Origin of the sequence: Acinetobacter sp. YH12069 (assembly GCF_013419675.1) — a bacterium.
GTDB lineage: Bacteria > Pseudomonadota > Gammaproteobacteria > Pseudomonadales > Moraxellaceae > Acinetobacter > Acinetobacter amyesii.
On the sequence record NZ_VOZS01000008.1, the window covers coordinates 117,177 to 135,005 of the forward strand.

Sequence of the window (17,829 nt, forward strand, 5' to 3'; positions counted from 1 at the left end):
AATTTTTCTCTTTTTTATAGGCTTAGTATTATATGTAATGTCATTACACATCAGAGCTTCGATCTTTGAAACCCTTTGCTATATACATCCTGCATAGGGTTTCAATAGGTCACACTTTATTGAAAATTGATTTGATTCAAAGTGAATATTCAAAAATCCATTAGTCACTGACACGGTCAAGTAAAGTGCTACTTGCTTCATTTAAGCCAAAAACCTCTACTTGAATCTGTCTTGATTCAAATTTTTGCACGACATTCTTCAAAATATTAACAGAAGTAATATCCCAAATATGTGCATGACTTAGATCAATTCGCACATGACTAACCCTCTCCTGAAAATCAAAAAATTGATAAAAACTCTCAGAGCTACTAAAGAAAATTTGTCCATAGACTGTGTAGCTACGAATATTGTCTTTAAGTTCAGATGTGACTTTTACCGAACTTTCTAATTGATTGATAATAAACAACGCAGAGAGGAGCACACCAACCAATACGCCAAGCGCCAAGTTATGTGTTGCAAGAACCACGATCACCACAGCTATCATCACGACATTAAAAGACATCGGATGCTTTGAAAATTGCTTGACTGAATTCCATTGGAAAGTGGTAAACGACACCATGACCATAATCGCGACTAAGGCCGCCATTGGGACATAGGCCAACCAGTCTTTTAAGAACACCACTAAGCACAACAAAAATACACCTGCAACCAAAGTGGAGAGGCGAGTTCGCGCGCCAGAGCTGACATTAATAATCGACTGACCAATCATGGCACAGCCAGCCATGCCCCCCATAAAACCACTGACAATATTAGCAATCCCTTGACCACAACATTCCTGATGACGATCTCCTTCAGTTCCAGTGACTTCATTGATCACTGTCGTGGTCATCATGGTTTCTAATAGGCCAACTGTTGCTAGGGTGATGGAATAAGGGAAAATAATCGTGAAGGTTTCAAGATTGAAAGGAATTTCAGGAATCAAGAAAATAGGTAAAGTCTCTGGAAACTTACCCAAATCACTCACAGTACGCAGGTCTGCACCTAAAAATAATGCCAAGCCACTGAGGACAATAATGCAAATCAGCGGTGATGGAATAGCTTTGCCAATTTTTGGTAGATATGGAAACAGATAAATAATCGTAAGCCCTAAAAGCATAAACACATAGCCCAAACTATCCATCTTTGACATTTCAGGTAGCTGTGCGACAAAAATTAAAATCGCGAGAGCATTTAAAAAACCATACACCACTGACTGCGAGACGAAGCGCATAAGTTTTGCGACTTTAAAATAGCCAGCAATAATTTGAATCACACCCGTCAAAACCGTGGCAGCCAAAAGGTATTGCAAACCATGATCTTTGACCAATGTGATCATAAGTAAGGCCATAGCACCCGTAGCAGCAGAAATCATTGCTGTACGACCACCAAAAAAGGCAATGGTGACGGCAATACAAAACGAAGCGTACAAACCAACCTGAGGGTCAACCCCAGCAATAGCTGAAAAGGCGATCGATTCTGGAATTAGCGCCAGTCCAACCACCAAGCCTGCGAGCACATCGGTACGAATATTGGAAAACCATTGTTTTTTTTTAAGTTGTAACACGGTAACTTTTCATCAAATCTTAAACGCGGCTATGTTAAAACAACTGAGTATAAAAATGCATAACAGATTGACTTGAAATCTTCTTGATAATGGACAATAGTCAATGAGTATATGTGTTTCAGCATTTACGCTTTTTTGCAATTTACAGGTTTGATCACTTGAAAGTTTGACAGAAGAGATTTAAAACATTGAATAGTACATAACAAGGATCAGATATGAAGCTTTATTATTCTCCAGGTGCATGTTCATTAGCATCACATATAATTTTAAATGAAATTAATGTCGATTTTGATTTGGTCCGTGTTGACCTAAAAAACCATAAAACAGAAAAAGGGGTGGATTATTACGAGATCAACCCAAAAGGTTATGTACCTGCATTAGAAATTAACCCAGGTTTGATCCTGACCGAGAACGTGGCCATTTTACCGTTCCTTGCACAGCATGATCCAAAACAAGACTTAATTCCGCCATCAGGTTTAGGTCGTGCCAAAGTTTTAGAATGGCTTGGCTATTTGAACTCAGAATTACATGATGCTTATGCCGTATTCTTTGGTGCTCCACTAGATGCAGACGCTAAAGAAAAAGCCTATGCAGAAATTGATCGTTTATTGACATATATCGATAAAGCGATTGGTGAATCGGATAACGATTATTTAGTCGATGATAACTTCGGCCCAGCGGATGCCTATCTCTTTGTACTGACAAATTGGTCAAATGGCATCGGACATGATTTAACGCCATATAAAAATATCATTGCATTACGAAACAAAGTTGCAGAGCGCCAATCAGTTCAAATTGCGATGCGTGATGAAGGATTGATTCCTTAAGTTGTGTATTCAAATTGAATTAAAAAAACCGCCGAAATTGGCGGTTTTTTATTGCTCAGGTTTAGCTTAATACTCGAACTGTGTATAGAAATCATCAAAGTTAATATTTTTAAGCGTCAGTTGCTGTGGTGCTTTGAAGGTTGACCATTTGGTCTGAGTTTTGGCATCTTCAAACATATTGCCGCCTACAATTTCCTTACGTTTTAAGGTCGAAAAATTATAGCTTTTCGATGTTTCTTCACCAGAAGCTCGGTGAAAGCTATTGTAGTCAAAACCAATCAGGTCAAAGCGTTGATTTTGCCAACGGAAGGTATAACTATGTCGGGGCCATTCCCAGCCACCACAAGCCATAAAATAACTAAAATGAACGAGTAAATTGCCTTTACTGATTTGGATGTCTTCTGCTTCAGCAAGTGGATCAAGTAAGCATGAATTGGGCTGCTGAGCGACTGGGATACTGTTGTTTTCAACGATACGTTGATATCCCTTTGCGGTTTTAAAAAATACGATGAGTTGTCGTGGATGGTTATGAACGACTTTGCCATCGTCATCATAGGTCACCACATCGACTTTTTGTTTTTCCACGATCATCGCAATATCTGGCATTTGATCTTTGTTTAGGTCGCCAGTCGTAGCCATCAAAATCTCCCAACCTTGAGGCGCGAGTGATTTGGCTGTGCTGGGCACTTGGGCAGACAGCCAACTAGATGCGACACAAAGACTCAAAGTACAAAATATATGGGATATTTTCATTGTTATCAGGTTTTCAAAATCAAAAAAAGGACTCAATAGAGTCCTCTTTTATACCGTGAATGAGTTCTTATTTAAAGAAGTATCCAGTTTCAGGTGAACTGGCATTTGCCATGCGTTTACGCGGCATACGTCCTGCTAGGAATGCTTCACGACCTGCTTCAACTGCTTTTTTCATCGCTGAAGCCATCAGAACAGGGTTTTGTGCAGCTGCAATTGCTGTATTCATTAATACGCCATCACAGCCCAATTCCATCGCTATCGCTGCATCACTTGCTGTACCTACACCCGCATCGACCAAGACAGGCACTTTGGCATTGTCTTTAATGATCGAAATAGTATGTGGGTTGAGAATGCCTAAACCTGAGCCAATGAGACTACCTAAAGGCATAATCGCTACACAGCCCATGCTTTCCAGTTCTTGTGCCACAATTGGGTCGTCTGAGGTATAAACCATGATTTCAAAGCCATCGTCAATCAATGTACGTGCAGCTTTTAAAGTCTCGGTAATATTTGGATATAAGGTTTTCTCATCGCCTAAAACCTCAAGTTTAACCAAATTGTGACCATCTAATAGTTCACGCGCCAACATGCAAGTACGGACCGCACTGTTCGCATCGAAACAACCTGCTGTATTTGGCAAAATCGTATATTTTTCAGGTGGAATTACAGAAAGCAAGTTCGGCTGGTCTGGATGCTGACCAATATTCACACGGCGAATGGCAACGGTCACAATTTCAGCACCACTGGCTTGAATGGCCTGGTCAGTTTCCGTTAAGTCCTTGTACTTACCTGTACCAACTAAAAGTCGTGAATTAAATGTACGTGAACCAATGATAAGGGGTGTATCTTCCATGGGAGCTCCATTTTAGCCGCCACCTACGGCATGAATAATTTCAATATGATCTTGCTCTGCAATTGGGGTTTGTTCCAATTTACTTTTCGAGATGATCATTTCATTTTTTTCAACAGCGAAGCGTTTGCCTTCCAGTTGTAATTGTTGAACCAATTGCAAGAGGTTGACACATTCGGTTTGTGTAGCTTCGCCGTTTAAATAGATTTGCATTTGTGGATTCCGTTCTTGCTGCCTTACCTATTGAATAAGGCCAAAATCTGTTGTTAATTATTTTGCGTATTTAAATGCATTCCAGGCCAATATGAGCCATCCAGCAATCATCAACGCTCCACCAATTGGGGTAATGGCACCGAGACCGCGTGGTAAGCCTAGAGCCATCACATATAAAGAACCACAGAAGAAGAAAATACCAACTTGTATAAGGAGGAAACTAGCTTTTATTGGAAGTTGGGGAATGACTTTGGATAAGATCGCGAGGGCAAGTAAGCCTAGTGCATGGTAAAAGAAATAGTCCGTTGCAGTTTGCCACCAAGCCAATTGGGCTTCAGTCGCGCGCGCTTTTAATCCGTGTGCACCAAAGGCACCAAGCATCACAGCAAAAGCTAAGTTAAGTGCGGAAATGGCAATCCACATGTGCATTCACCTTAACAAAATTTGCGCATAACCATAGCATATTTAGCGCGCAGGGTTAAAGCAAAAATGCCCAAAGTTTTTGTGTTGTAGTTTGTCATTCAATACTATTCAGACATAAAAAAGAGCATCGAAATGCTCTTTTTTAGAATGACTGGGAAAAGTCTTCAACTTAGTTTGAAGACATTGCGACTTTAATTTTTTCCATCGCATTTTTTTCCAACTGACGAATACGTTCAGCAGATACATTATATTCCGCCGCTAATTCATGCAGTGTCGACTTTTCGTCATCTAACCAGCGACGTTGTAAGATGTTACGTGAACGATCATCCAGCTGATCCATGGCTTCATGTAAAGCTGAAGTACTTTGTTCTTCGTAGTCTTCATCTTCCGCTAAACGCGCAGGGTCGTAACGGTTATCTTCGAGATAAAGGGCAGGAGCAACATGAGTCGAACCTTCATCGTCATCATCACCTTGAGCTTCAAACGCAGCATCATAAGCGGTTAAACGGCCTTCCATTTCCAAGACTTGTTCGGGTGTCACATTTAAGTCATTGGCAATTGACTGTGCTTCAGCCAAAGTTAATTTTTTAGACGACTTTTTTAAGCTACGTAAATTAAAGAATAATTTACGCTGTGCTTTAGTGGTCGCAATTTTGACAATACGCCAGTTACGAATCACATATTCATGAATTTCTGCTTTAATCCAATGCACAGCAAAAGATACGAGACGTACGCCCATATTTGGGTCAAAACGTTTTACCGCTTTCATTAAGCCCAAGTTACCTTCTTGAATCAGGTCACCTTGTGGCAAGCCGTAGCCTGCATAGCTACGTGCGATATGCACAACAAAACGAAGATGCGACATCACCAGCATTTTAGCTGCGTCTAAATCTTGGTCATAATAATAACGTTCGGCCAGCTCTTTTTCTTGTTCGGCCGATAAAATTGGAATCTGATTAACAGTACTAATATAAGCACCAAGATTCACCCCAGGTGCCGATAATGACAGGGGCATCAATTGATTGCTGCTGTCACTCATGTTTTCTCCTTGAGAACTAAAAATGGGTAAGCCCAATAACTAAGATTCATCTTAATCCAATATTTCCGTAAATTATGGAAAATTGGGTATAGAAATGTAAACTTTTATTCAATTATGAAGCAATTTAGTTTAACTGAATCTTTTTAAGATTCAATTAAGTAATGAAACTCAGAATCGGAAATTTTGCGCATTTCACAGTTTAACTGATGTATTTGACAGTATCGTGATACATCTTGTTGGCTGTGCGGATCGGATGACTTTAACAATAAAGATTGGTCTGGACTTTTCTTTAAAGCTTTTTTGAGCATCAATAGTGGCATCGGGCAGGGTTTACCCATTGCATCTACAGTTAAAAGCGAATTTTGGCTGTCACTCACGAAGCAGATCCAACATGTTTACATTTCAATGGAAATATTAGCAAATACAGTGCCAAATCCCAACCTAAAATAGGTAAAAATCCTTTGTAATTTATAACTCAAACGATGTGAAAAAATAAGAATATTCAAAAGGAAAATAGATCAAAAAAATCTATTAATTGCGGTAAACCCGTGTTAAGCTCGTTGCGTTGTTAAGATTTTTGTTGGCTGTGAAGCCTCTTAACTCTTGATATATTTGGATGTAACCGGGATTTTGTTGATAGTTTTACAGAATGATTACAAGCTTAGAAATAAAAATATTTTTTAACCTTGTTTGGTCTGCTGTTTGCAACACCGGGTGGTCCTTCTTTTTTAAATACGATAAGGATTAACTTATGACAGCTCGTGAACAAGGCGTTGTTAAATGGTTCAACGACACTAAAGGCTTTGGCTTTATTCAACGTAACGGCGGCGACGACGTATTCGTTCATTTTCGCGCAATTATGGGCGAAGGCCACCGTTCACTTCGTGACGGCCAACGAGTAGAATTCAGCGTTGTTAAAGGTCAAAAAGGCTTCCAAGCTGAAGAAGTACAACCTTTAGACTAATCGTCTAAATGTACTCAGAAACGCTCCAATGTAAATTGGGGCGTTTTTTGTTTATAATGCTTCGATAATTTTGTGATTATTCATTTAGGGCACATCTATATGTCATCAGGTTTTGAAACCTTAAATTTACATCCGAACCTTAAAAAAGCCATTGATGCTTTGGGTTTTAAGGATATGACGCCTATTCAGCAAAAGGTTTTAAAATTTACATTGGCTGGACATGACGCTATTGGCCGTGCTCAAACTGGTACAGGGAAGACAGCTGCTTTCTTGGTCAGCGTGATAAATGATCTGTTGAATAATCCAATTAAAGAACAACGCTTCCGCGGTGAGCCGCGTGCATTGATTCTTGCACCAACCCGTGAGCTTGCATTGCAAATTGAAAGTGATGCCAAAGAATTAGTGAAATACACTGATCTCAATGTCATGACTTTATTGGGTGGAGTAGATTTCGATAAACAAAAAAATCTATTAAACCGTAATTTTGTCGACATTATGGTTGCAACTCCAGGTCGCTTAATTGACTTTGTGGAACAAAAAGAAGTTTGGCTCGATCAAATTGAATTTTTAGTGATTGATGAAGCTGACCGTCTTTTAGATATGGGCTTTATTCCTTCAGTTAAACGTATTGTGCGTTTCTCACCACGTAAAGAACAACGCCAAACACTAATGTTCTCTGCGACGTTTAGTTATGACGTGCTCAATCTTGCACAGCAGTGGTTGTTTGAACCCGTTACAGTTGAAATTGAGCCTGAAAAGAAAACCAATGCAGACGTTGAGCAACGTGTCTACATGGTGGCGAAGTCTGATAAATATAAATTATTGGAAGACATCTTACGAGATGAACCAATTGAAAAGGTCATGATCTTTGCCAACCGTCGTGATCAAGTGCGTAAACTTTATGATCATCTCAAAAAAGACGGTTATAAAGTGGTGATGTTGTCAGGTGAAATCGCTCAAGATAAGCGTTTGAAAATGCTTGATCAGTTTAAAAATGGTCAACATAACATCATGATTGCAACAGACGTTGCAGGTCGTGGTATCCATGTCGATGGCGTTTCTCATGTCGTGAACTTTACACTTCCTGAACAGTCTGATGATTATGTACACCGTATCGGTCGTACAGGTCGTGCAGGAACACGTGGTGTCAGTATTAGTTTCTTGTCTGAAGATGATGCTTTTTCACTACCTGAAATTGAAAAAGCCATTGGTCAAAAATTACCTTTAACCCGTTTAGACGGTTATTGCTAATTTTTGCTTCAAAAAAAGCCTGCAGATTTGCAGGCTTTTTTTATTTCATCTCGACTATTTCATAACAATTATTTCATGACGATAATTTCATTTTGAGTTAATGACAAAACGACATCACAGACTAACGTTTTAGTTGGCACGGCAACTAAAGGTCAGTACAGTTTGGTAATCATCATCTTTGCTGATACTGCCGCTATTTCCTGTAATGGTGCCAAGTACGCCAGCCGCAGCCTGAATCATTTGACCTGTCTTTTCATCGACCACGCCTTTTAAAACACCGTTGTATTCTTGCTTTTCATCCACGACAACAGGGGTCGCATTTTTACCACAGGTACTATTTGCTGCTGCAATTGCATTATTTTTTGCCGCTAAACTGGTTTTACCTACGGCAGTCACTTCATATTGATTATTCGGTTTTTGAATCGCTAAAGATTTTGTTGGCGTAGATGTACATGCAGCTAAAAGCACAGTTGCGCTTAGCGTGCTAACAATGGCAACAGTTTTGTTGAATTTTTTCATGCGGTGCCCCGAGTTAGAAACAATTTGATTTATTTGAACATAAAATTTCTTATAGAACAGGGAACTGCTGTACAAGTTATGCGGTTTTTTTATAGTAAATCTGTGAATAAAGCTGACTTAACAAATAAGCACCGAGTCTGATGTAAACATTCTAGAGTAAGTTATTGAGAATATGCTAATCTTGAGCAAACGTTTTAAAGTACAGTGTATAGATGTCAATTCTAAAATCAGCAGTTGATACAGTTCATCAAAATATTCATCAGCGTCAGTCGATTGGTCATTTAATTGAACCTGCGCCGAATGCTGAGCAATTGGAAAATGCGTTTCAAGCCGCTTTAACGGCGCCAGATCATCATCGTCTTAAGCCTACGCGTTTCGTGATTATTCCTGAAACTGAACGTGAAGCATTTGGTGAATTACTTTCACATGCCTTAGCTGATACTGGACAAACAGAAGAAGCGCAGTTGGAACGTGTGAAACACCATCCATTTCGTGCGCCACTATTGGTTTTGGCTTTAACTCAATTACAAGATCATCCCAAAGTTCCGCATTTCGAACAAATTTTAAGTTCAGGCGCAGCAGTACAAAACTTTTTGCTCTCTTTACAAGCACAGGGCTTTTCAACCATGTGGCGTAGTGGGGCGGTGGTTGAATCTAAATTGTTTAAACAAGCCTTGGGTTTAACGGAAAATGATTTGATTTCAGGCATTATTTATATCGGTACAGCTGTGAAAGCAATTCCACCTCGTGCTGAAATACAGTCTGCTGACTTTGTAAGCCATTGGCATAAAGCAAACCAATAAAAGTGAAAAATAGATCGATTGATGAAGTTCGATCAGTAAAGAAATTAGGATAAAAGAACAATGTCAGAACTTGATTTTGCAAGTCTTGTTAGCCCTGTGTCAGTTGACCAAAAAACTGCACTACGTGTTACGGTGTTGGGTGGTGGGAGTTTTGGTACTGCGATGGCCAATACCGCAGTACGTAATGGCTGTGACACCATGATATGGATTCGTGATGAGGCGGTAGCTGCGGACATTAATGCAACACATATTAATAAACGTTACTTGCCAGATTTTCAATTAGAAGCTGGGTTGCTCGCTGTTTCAGATTTAGAAAAAGCAGTATGTAATCGTGACATTATTTTAGTGGCTATTCCGAGCCATTCTTTCCGTAGTGTTTTACAGCAGATCAAACCTTTTATCACGTCACAAGCAGTGGTGTCTTTGACCAAAGGTATTGAAGCCAATACCTTTAGTTTTATGAGCGATATTATTCGTGAAGAACTTCCTGAAGTCCCTTATGGTGTGCTTTCAGGGCCAAACTTGGCGAAGGAAATTGTTGCGGGACAACCTGCGGGGACTGTGATTGCAAGCCAATCTGAACTGGTTCGTTATGCAGTTCAACAAGCGCTACACAGTGCTTTGTTCCGTGTGTTTGCCAGTGATGATGTGCATGGTGTGGAATTGGGCGGTGCTCTGAAAAATATCTATGCAGTCGCGATGGGTCTAGCTGCGGCTTATGGTGTCGGTGAAAATACCAAGAGTATGATTTTGACACGTGCTTTGGCAGAAATGAGCCGTTTTGCAGTGAAATTAGGCGCAAACCCATTAACATTCCTAGGTTTATCTGGTGTCGGTGACTTATTTGCAACTTGTAGTAGTCCACTCAGCCGCAATTACCAAGTCGGCTTTGCACTCGGTAGTGGTAAAAGCTTAGAACAAGCTACCAAAGAACTCGGACAAACTGCGGAAGGGATTAATACGATTGTGCAAGTACGCGCACGCTCTGAAGAGCTCGGTGTGTATATGCCAATTACCAGTGCCTTGTACGAAGTGATTTTTGAAGGTGCGCCGGCACTGAATATTGCATTGTCACTGATGAAAAATGGCCATCGCAGTGATGTTGAATTTGTCTTGCCACATCAGCAAGTTTAAGTTTGCTGATTAATATGCAATACACATAGCTTTGTCATACTGGCTGTATATAATGTGCGGAATAGAATAAGGAAATTTTATGCAACTGACATTGGTTAGGCATGGCGAAGCTGCTCCGCCAGTAATGGGGAATGATGAAAAGCGTCCTTTAACAGCGCGCGGACAAACTCAAGCGGCAGAAACTGCAGCATATTTGAAAGATATAATTCAACCAGACGTTTTTGTGGTGAGTCCGCTACTGCGTGCGCAGCAAACACTTTCATCTTTGCAAAAACATTTTCCACATGTGCCTGTGGTTATTTGTAATGCCATCAAACCGGAAGATGATGCCAAAGTTGCAGTGGAATGGTTGTCACATTTACCGTATGAGTCTATTGTGGTGGTGTGCCATATGAACGTTGTGGCACATATGGCCAGTGTTTTGGTCTCAGAATATTTTAATCCCTATGCTTTGGCAGAAGCGCGCATTTATGAACAAGCGGTCATTGCTCCAGGGTTATCAACACAAATTAAAACGTTTATACCATCAACATAAAAACCAATTAAAACGGCAGAAAAATTAATGTTGTATTTATGGATGCCCGAAGCCAATGGGGTTTGGCAATGGTCAGAAGGGGATTTCTGGAAGCAGTCATCGACACTTGAACAGTTGATTCAGGAAATTCAGCCACATGCGGGAAAGGAAGCGGTTGTTTTCTTTCCGAGTCGTGATGTACAAATCATTCAGCAAAATTTTCCAAAAAACCAATATAAAAAACTTGGCCCAGACGGCGTAAAATATTTACTTGAGGAATATGTCATTTTGCCTTTGGATGCAATGAAAGTATTGCATCATTTTCAAAGTCCAGATGAATTAACGGTCATGGGGATTGCACATAGTGCAGTCGAAACGATGCAGCATGCTTTGACGCTAATTCCTGTAAAAGTCATTTCGTTATTACCTGACTTTTTGGTCTTACCAAGTCCAGAATCAGGGCAACATGTTTTGGCAAATGTCAGCGGTCATTTATTGGTCCGAAATGGTGAATATGTCGGGCAATCCGTTGATGATTTGGCTTTGTACTTAGATTATCAAATTGGTCAGCCGAACTATAAGATTTCAAATCTAAGTTCAGATCAGACGCATAGTCTTGAAGCCGCTGTAACGCATGATCACATTGAATCTTTTCATTATGAATTACCCAATATAAAAAAACCGAAACAACACCCACTCAATGTTTTGCCGAAAGCCAAAGCCAATACGGGTGTGAGTGGCTATTGGAAAGCATGTGCAGCTGTTTTGGTTGCGGCTCTAATTACTCAGTTTAGTTATGATGCAGTTCGCTGGTATCAATACAAAAAAGTGGCCAATATCACTGCGGCACAAGCGATTGATCAGTTTAAATATTGGTTTGGTCAAAGCTATCCTGTCACTGAACAAACGCTGAAAAGCCAGTTCGAATCACAATTGCGTCAGAGTCAAACGGGCAATGCACAGGCTTTGTCTTTACTGAGCCGTGTTGGTCCTGTTCTAATGCAAAACCAAATTTCTGCAAATCGTGTGAGCTATGAAGCCTCGATGCTGAATATGGAGTTAAAAGCTAATTCGGCAGAAGTACTACAAACCCTAACTGATCAATTAAAACAACAAGGTTTTAAAGTCGAATTAGGGAATATTCAACCAAGTGCCAACGGCGCGATTGGATTGGTGAAAATACAATAATGATAAAAATGGAAAACCTACAGCAACGTATAGATGGGCAAATTGAGCGCATCACTGATTATTTAGACCAACTTTCTACTCGTGAACGAGTCATGGTGATCTTTACCACAATTTTTGTTGTAGTGGCAGCGATTGGTTCGGCACTGTTTTATATGAACAAAGCTGCAAATTTTCAACAAAAGCGCGTGAATGAACTCAAAGATACTGTTGTTTGGATGCAAAGTAATGCCGTCACGATGAAACCAGCAGGTGATACACAACTGAGCGCGTTGGAAAAAGTTCAGCGTGTATCGCAACAACAGGGCTTGTCAGTAGCATCTCAACAAGTCGGCGAGCAAATACAGATTGCTGTGATGCATGAAAATTATGCAATTCTGGCCAATTTTTTGACGCAATTGGTTCAAATGGGTTTAAGTATTGAAAAGATGGAATTAAGTTCTGAAGCGGGACAGATCAAATTAACAGCGAGTGTACAATAATCGGTAAAAATAAAGATCTGCTAAGCATGGTGTTTTATTTGTGCTGTGCCTATAATATGCCGACTTAAAAAGCAGTAGACTTTTATAGATATGTTGTATTCTCTAGCCCGCCCTTTGTTGTTTACTTTAGCACCAGAGCGTGCACATGAGCTGACATTATCGCTGTTGAAATCTTCTCACAAGATGGGAATGATGCGTCAAAACGTGGCGTCTAAACCAGTAACATGTATGGGAATCGAATTTCCGAATCCTGTTGGTTTAGCAGCCGGTCTTGATAAAAACGGTGCTTATATCGATGCGCTGGCGAGCCAGGGCTTCGGCTTTATTGAAATTGGTACAATTACACCACTTCCACAATCAGGGAACCCTGAACCTCGTTTATTTCGTTTACCGAAAGCAAAAGCCATTATTAACCGTATGGGTTTTAACAACGATGGCGTGGATCAGCTGATCGAAAATGTCAAAGCTGCAAAATTTAAGGGTGTACTTGGGATCAATATCGGTAAAAATGCAGTCACACCTGTTGAAAAAGCAGTTGACGATTATCTGATTTGTCTAGAAAAAGTTTATAACTACGCTTCTTATATTACCGTTAATATTTCATCTCCTAACACAAAAAATCTTCGCAGCTTACAAAGCGGTGATGCTTTGACTGAACTGTTAGAGACGCTCAAGAAACGTCAACTCGAGTTGGCGGATGAAAATCAACATTATGTACCCTTAGTACTTAAAGTTGCACCAGATCTAGAACCTGAAGACATTAATTTTATTGCACAACAATTGTTAAAATTTAAAATTGATGGTCTGATTGTCACCAATACGACTTTGTCACGTGAAGGTGTTGAAGGACTTCCGTTTGGTGATGAAGCTGGTGGTCTATCCGGTGCGCCAGTCTTTGAAAAAAGTACGGCATGTTTGGCGGCTTTTGCTAAAGTATTAAACGGTCAAATTCCATTGATCGGTGTAGGTGGTATTTTGTCGGGCGCAGATGCTGTTGCGAAACAAAAAGCAGGAGCAAGCCTTGTACAAGTGTATAGTGGCCTCATATATACAGGTCCGACACTTGTAAAAGACTGCGTAGACGCATTGTAAATATCATGAATGCCATTGATATCTTTATACTGATTATTTTGCTCATTGGAGGGCTTAACGGTTTGCGTCAAGGATTTGTAAAAGCCTTTGCGAACTTCATTGGATGGATTCTTGCACTTGTCATTGCGGCAAAGTATGCAACCGTCCTTGCACCTTCGATGACATCTTTAAGTACAGATCCAGTGGTACAGAAGATTGCCGCGTTCGCATTTATTGTATTGTTGATTGTAGTCATGACTTGGGTCGCTACATGGTTATTGAACAGTATTTTGAAAACATTAAAACTCGGTCCGTTAAATCGACTGGCAGGTGGTGTTTTTGGAAGCTTAAAAGGATTGTTGGTGGTGCTGATCACTATGCAGGGGCTAGGTCCTTGGGTAGAAAGTTCACCACATTGGAAACAATCGAAAATGGTTCAGTCATTATTGCCATATGCGCCTTGGGCAACCGAATTGTCCAAAGATGCTGCAAATCAAGCACTTCATCATATTCAGTCTGAAGATGCTCAGAAATCTTCAGACCTACCATCTGAGTCGCAGAACAAGCACGGACGTTCTGGATCGGGTGAGTCAACAAATAATCCTTTTTATTAACCCTAGCTTGTCTGCGAGGTTGCTATGTGTGGAGTAGTTGGTATAGCTGGTAAATCACCTGTTAACCAAATGTTGTTTGATGCGTTAACGATGTTACAACATCGTGGACAGGATGCAGCCGGGATCGTAACTTGTCAGGATGGTCGTTTATTCCTGCGTAAAGATACGGGTATGGTGCGTGATGTGTTCCACACACGTCATATGCGTGCATTACAGGGTAATTATGGTATTGGCCATGTTCGTTACCCAACTGCTGGTTCTTCAAGCAGTGCTGAAGCTCAGCCATTCTATGTAAACTCACCTTATGGCATCACGCTTGCACATAATGGTAACTTAACTAATGCTGCTGAAATTCATGATGACTTGTTCAAGACTGACTTACGTCATATGAACACCGATTCAGACTCAGAAGTATTATTAAACGTATTTGCTCACGAATTGCAAAAACGCGCAAAACTTACACCAAGCGCTGAAGATGTATTCCACGTGGTTTCACGTGTGCATGAACGTTGCAAAGGTGGTTATGCGGTTGTTGCTATGATCACCGGTCAGGGCCTTGTGGGTTTTCGTGATCCAAATGGTATTCGTCCATTGATCTACGGTTCGCGTGAGACTGAAAATGGTATGGAATATATCATTGCGTCTGAATCTGTCGCAATTACAGCGCTCGGCTTTAAGGTTGAACGTGATATTGCACCGGGTGAAGCAATTTATATTACTGCTGATGGTGTGATGTCGACTAAGCAGTGTGCAGTAGCCCCTGAATATCGTCCTTGTATCTTTGAATACGTATATTTTGCGCGTCCAGATGCGACTATTGATGGTATTTCAGTTTACAAAGCACGTTTGAAAATGGGCGAAAAACTTGCTCAGAAAATTCTACGTGAATGGGGCGATGAGCACGATATCGATGTCGTGATCCCAATTCCTGATACTTCACGTACTTCGGCGCTAGAGCTTGCAAATACTTTAGGTGTGAAATTCCGTGAAGGCTTCATGAAGAACCGTTATATCGGTCGTACCTTCATTATGCCGGGTCAGCAACTTCGTAAGAAATCTGTGCGTCAAAAGCTTAACCCTGTAGAGCTAGAGTTCCAAGGCAAAAACGTACTATTGGTTGATGACTCGATTGTTCGTGGTACAACTTGTAACGAAATCATTCAAATGGCGCGTGATGCGGGTGCGAAAAAAGTATTCTTTGCGTCTGCTGCACCGATGGTGAAATATCCAAACGTGTACGGGATTGATATGCCAGCCAAATCTGAACTGATTGCGTCTGAACGTAGCGTTGAAGAAATTCGTGAAATTATTGGTGCTGATCGCCTAATTTTCCAAGACTTGGAAGATCTAAAATCTGCTGTTCGCACCAAGAAAGTCCCTGAGTTACAAGACTTTGATTGCTCGGTATTTGATGGTAAATATGTGGCAGGTGGTATTGATGCTGAATATTTGGCAGCATTAGAGCGTAAGCGTAATGACTCTGCAAAAAATGAAAAGCCAGCTTATATCGATGTCAACATTGATGCGGCTTCTGTGGATTTAACAGGTGTTCGCGAAGAATAATCTGCTGAAAACACACTGAAAAAGCGGGAATTTCCCGCTTTTTTCATTTATGATGAGCAAACAAAAGACAATGTAGCTTAAGGGTATTACATTGAGACGTGTGGGTTATGATTTTATAAAAAACAAAAATATGTTTTGGCCTGTCACCATGTGTATGGCGGCAGTGTTTTTGACCGTCGCAATTATTAATGTAATTGTCGGTTTAATTGTGGATTATTATGATTCCACTCAGTCTATCTATTGGCATGTCCTTAGCCCATTTTTAGTGGCGGCTGTGCTGCTGATTATGTTGGTTTCAGTTCTCTATGATTTTTACACCTTTCGCTTAGGTGGTTATTCACTTGCCAAACAGTTAGGTGCGCGTCGTCTGAGTCTGATAGAAAGTATTCCAGAAGAAAGTGTTGCACTGCGTATGACTGAGCAGCTGGCAGATACCTTTCTAATCGATACTCCCGCACTTTATGTCCTACCTGATGAAGTGGGCGTGAATGCGCTCACCGCTGGTTTTAGCCCTCGAGATACATCGATCATTTTAACTTGGGGTGCCTTACAAACCTTAGATGAGATGGAAATGTATGGTTTGCTGAGCCATGAATTTAATAAAATCTTGTCGGGCGAAGCTGCAGAAAATACCCGTTTGAAAATCTTATATAGCGGGTTGACGACCTTTAGTCAGTGGGGCAGTAAAATTGCAAAACGTGGCTTCTATAAAAATGGACAAGCACGGGACAATAAGTTTGAAACCCTCTTTGTAGCGATTGGCGCGGTCATTTGGTTGATCGGAAGCTTGGGTGTTTTGATTTCCCGCTTTATTAAATATATCTCTTTGGGTTCTCGAACCTATCGCAATGATCAGAAAACCAAACGTCTGATTCAAAATGATGCCAATATTCAAACCTTATTAAGGATTTATGTGCATCATTCAGGTTCGCAAATTCATAGTGAATATGCGGAATCGATTTCTCATATGTGTTTTGCAAACTCACTCAGTCCGCAAAACTGGATGAATATTCATCCGAGTATTGAACAGCGCATTTTTGAATTAAATCCAGCGCTCATTCATGATTTACAACTAGAAAATTTAAAAAAACTGCGAAACCAACCGCTATTTTATTTATTCCGTTCACTAGAAGAAGCTAATCCAGATGTTGCAACACCATGGAATTCGCCACAACCATTGCCTTTACTGCGCTTATCACCGATTAGTTTTGCGATAAGAGATGCAATTAAACCGTTGAACCCCGAGATTCGTGAAAATTGGCAAAGACCTGAATTAATCCAACGTGCCTTACAAACAGCAACGGGTTCGCGTGAGGTCATGGTTGCGATTTTAATGATTCGTCAGTACCGAGAGTTTATTCCGACTGAAGCTGAGGTGAGTCGTGCGATTGTAGATGCCTTATTGAATCTTGATGGTCGTGTGCATATCTCAATTTTTCATGAAGCATGTAAAAATATTGGCACCATGCCTGCGACGATTTCTCGGCAGTTCTTAACCAAGCTTGCTAAGATTATTCAAGAAGATGGTGAAATTGGTCTACTCGATGCCTTGCTACTTGAAACAGTGAAATATGAGTTAAATCTTTTGCCTGCACATACACCTACATCATTAGAAGATGTAAAACCGAGTATTGTGCGTTTGATTGATGCCTTGTTGCATGTGCAACAAATTAACAGTGATAACCAGCTCGAAGTACGTGAAAAAATCCTCAATCGAATCTTAACGAAAGAAGAACTAGAGTTTTATCGTGATATTTCTGATGAGCCAATAGACTTGGCTGAAATCCTAAATGATATTTCAGGATTGTTGCTGCGTGAGCGTTTAAGCATCCTTGGGGTTGCAGAAGTATGTCTATGGAATGATCGAATTATCACGCAAGATGAGTTGGATGTTTTGCAGTTGCTATATTGGCGTATTGGATTTGAATCGGCTGAAATGGTTGAATTAATGCAAAAGAAGAATAGTTTAATGATCGTATAATTGTTTATAGCTGCTTGATTTATGAATAGATTGTGGGGGG

The 17,829-nt window shown here is 40.5% G+C and carries 20 protein-coding genes; 12 read left to right on the forward strand and 8 right to left on the reverse strand.

Annotation, left to right across the window (positions count from 1 at the left end; all coding sequences use genetic code 11):
• Positions 1–160: 160 nt before the first annotated feature.
• A complete protein-coding gene (locus FTU16_RS07710) occupies positions 161–1,603 on the reverse strand; it encodes a SulP family inorganic anion transporter (protein ID WP_180163027.1) in 1,443 nt (480 codons plus the stop codon).
• A 215-nt stretch (positions 1,604–1,818) separates the two neighbouring features.
• Here FTU16_RS07710 and FTU16_RS07715 point away from each other — a divergent pair, with 215 nt between their 5' ends.
• Positions 1,819–2,430: a glutathione binding-like protein gene (locus tag FTU16_RS07715; RefSeq protein WP_078188886.1), complete on the forward strand. Its 612-nt coding sequence runs from the start codon at positions 1,819–1,821 to the stop codon at positions 2,428–2,430.
• A gap of 66 nt (positions 2,431–2,496) precedes the next feature.
• On the opposite strand, the gene FTU16_RS07720 is transcribed toward FTU16_RS07715, so the two are convergent.
• The 6 genes from FTU16_RS07720 to FTU16_RS07745 all read right to left on the reverse strand — a co-directional run bounded on the left by FTU16_RS07720 (position 2,497) and on the right by FTU16_RS07745 (position 6,046).
• Entirely contained in the window at positions 2,497–3,069 is a 573-nt protein-coding gene (locus tag FTU16_RS07720) for a hypothetical protein (protein ID WP_180041314.1), read from the reverse strand.
• 181 nt (positions 3,070–3,250) lie between these two features.
• The gene (locus tag FTU16_RS07725; RefSeq protein WP_180041316.1) at positions 3,251–4,036 is read right to left on the reverse strand and encodes a thiazole synthase; all 786 of its coding nucleotides are present in this window, start codon (positions 4,034–4,036) and stop codon (positions 3,251–3,253) included.
• A 12-nt stretch (positions 4,037–4,048) separates the two neighbouring features.
• Positions 4,049–4,246: a sulfur carrier protein ThiS gene (gene thiS / locus FTU16_RS07730; protein ID WP_111885686.1), complete on the reverse strand. Its 198-nt coding sequence runs from the start codon at positions 4,244–4,246 to the stop codon at positions 4,049–4,051.
• A 57-nt stretch (positions 4,247–4,303) separates the two neighbouring features.
• Complete coding sequence (locus FTU16_RS07735) at positions 4,304–4,669, reverse strand: DUF423 domain-containing protein (RefSeq protein WP_180010328.1); 366 nt, start codon at positions 4,667–4,669, stop codon at positions 4,304–4,306.
• 169 nt (positions 4,670–4,838) lie between these two features.
• Complete coding sequence (gene rpoH, locus FTU16_RS07740) at positions 4,839–5,708, reverse strand: RNA polymerase sigma factor RpoH (protein WP_078188879.1); 870 nt, start codon at positions 5,706–5,708, stop codon at positions 4,839–4,841.
• Between the two features lie 143 nt (positions 5,709–5,851).
• Entirely contained in the window at positions 5,852–6,046 is a 195-nt protein-coding gene (locus FTU16_RS07745; protein ID WP_078189214.1) for a sulfurtransferase TusA family protein, read from the reverse strand.
• A 413-nt stretch (positions 6,047–6,459) separates the two neighbouring features.
• Between FTU16_RS07745 and FTU16_RS07750 the strand changes: the two genes are divergently transcribed.
• Both FTU16_RS07750 and rhlB read left to right on the forward strand, forming a co-directional pair.
• Positions 6,460–6,672: a cold-shock protein gene (locus FTU16_RS07750; protein ID WP_005014923.1), complete on the forward strand. Its 213-nt coding sequence runs from the start codon at positions 6,460–6,462 to the stop codon at positions 6,670–6,672.
• Positions 6,673–6,771: 99 nt separating this feature from the next.
• Positions 6,772–7,923, forward strand: coding sequence for an ATP-dependent RNA helicase RhlB (gene rhlB, locus FTU16_RS07755; RefSeq protein ID WP_078188878.1), 1,152 nt, complete (start codon positions 6,772–6,774; stop codon positions 7,921–7,923).
• Between the two features lie 129 nt (positions 7,924–8,052).
• Here rhlB and FTU16_RS07760 read toward each other — a convergent pair whose 3' ends face one another.
• Positions 8,053–8,442, reverse strand: coding sequence for a hypothetical protein (locus FTU16_RS07760; protein ID WP_078188876.1), 390 nt, complete (start codon positions 8,440–8,442; stop codon positions 8,053–8,055).
• 212 nt (positions 8,443–8,654) lie between these two features.
• On the opposite strand from FTU16_RS07760, the gene FTU16_RS07765 reads away from it, so the two are divergent.
• The 9 genes from FTU16_RS07765 to FTU16_RS07805 all read left to right on the forward strand — a co-directional run bounded on the left by FTU16_RS07765 (position 8,655) and on the right by FTU16_RS07805 (position 17,789).
• Positions 8,655–9,245 carry a nitroreductase family protein gene (locus FTU16_RS07765; RefSeq protein WP_171525909.1) on the forward strand — a complete coding sequence of 197 codons (591 nt, stop codon included), beginning with the start codon at positions 8,655–8,657 and terminating at the stop codon, positions 9,243–9,245.
• A gap of 60 nt (positions 9,246–9,305) precedes the next feature.
• A complete protein-coding gene (locus FTU16_RS07770; protein ID WP_078188874.1) occupies positions 9,306–10,379 on the forward strand; it encodes an NAD(P)H-dependent glycerol-3-phosphate dehydrogenase in 1,074 nt (357 codons plus the stop codon).
• 79 nt (positions 10,380–10,458) lie between these two features.
• The gene (locus FTU16_RS07775; RefSeq protein WP_078193626.1) at positions 10,459–10,914 is read left to right on the forward strand and encodes a histidine phosphatase family protein; all 456 of its coding nucleotides are present in this window, start codon (positions 10,459–10,461) and stop codon (positions 10,912–10,914) included.
• 27 nt (positions 10,915–10,941) lie between these two features.
• A complete protein-coding gene (gene gspL / locus FTU16_RS07780) occupies positions 10,942–12,081 on the forward strand; it encodes a type II secretion system protein GspL (protein WP_180041320.1) in 1,140 nt (379 codons plus the stop codon).
• Complete coding sequence (gene gspM, locus FTU16_RS07785) at positions 12,081–12,560, forward strand: type II secretion system protein GspM (RefSeq protein ID WP_180041322.1); 480 nt, start codon at positions 12,081–12,083, stop codon at positions 12,558–12,560. The genes gspL and gspM overlap by 1 nt, the downstream gene beginning before the upstream one ends.
• Positions 12,561–12,650: 90 nt before the next feature.
• Positions 12,651–13,652, forward strand: a complete 1,002-nt coding sequence (locus FTU16_RS07790; RefSeq protein WP_078188867.1) for a quinone-dependent dihydroorotate dehydrogenase — start codon at positions 12,651–12,653, stop codon at positions 13,650–13,652.
• A 5-nt stretch (positions 13,653–13,657) separates the two neighbouring features.
• Positions 13,658–14,245: a CvpA family protein gene (locus FTU16_RS07795; protein ID WP_180163028.1), complete on the forward strand. Its 588-nt coding sequence runs from the start codon at positions 13,658–13,660 to the stop codon at positions 14,243–14,245.
• 24 nt (positions 14,246–14,269) lie between these two features.
• Positions 14,270–15,808 (forward strand): amidophosphoribosyltransferase, encoded by a 1,539-nt coding sequence (gene purF, locus FTU16_RS07800; protein ID WP_078193623.1) that lies wholly within the window; start codon positions 14,270–14,272, stop codon positions 15,806–15,808.
• 91 nt (positions 15,809–15,899) lie between these two features.
• On the forward strand, positions 15,900–17,789 hold the full coding sequence (locus FTU16_RS07805; protein ID WP_180059046.1) for a M48 family metalloprotease: 1,890 nt from the start codon (positions 15,900–15,902) through the stop codon (positions 17,787–17,789).
• Positions 17,790–17,829: the final 40 nt, after the last annotated feature.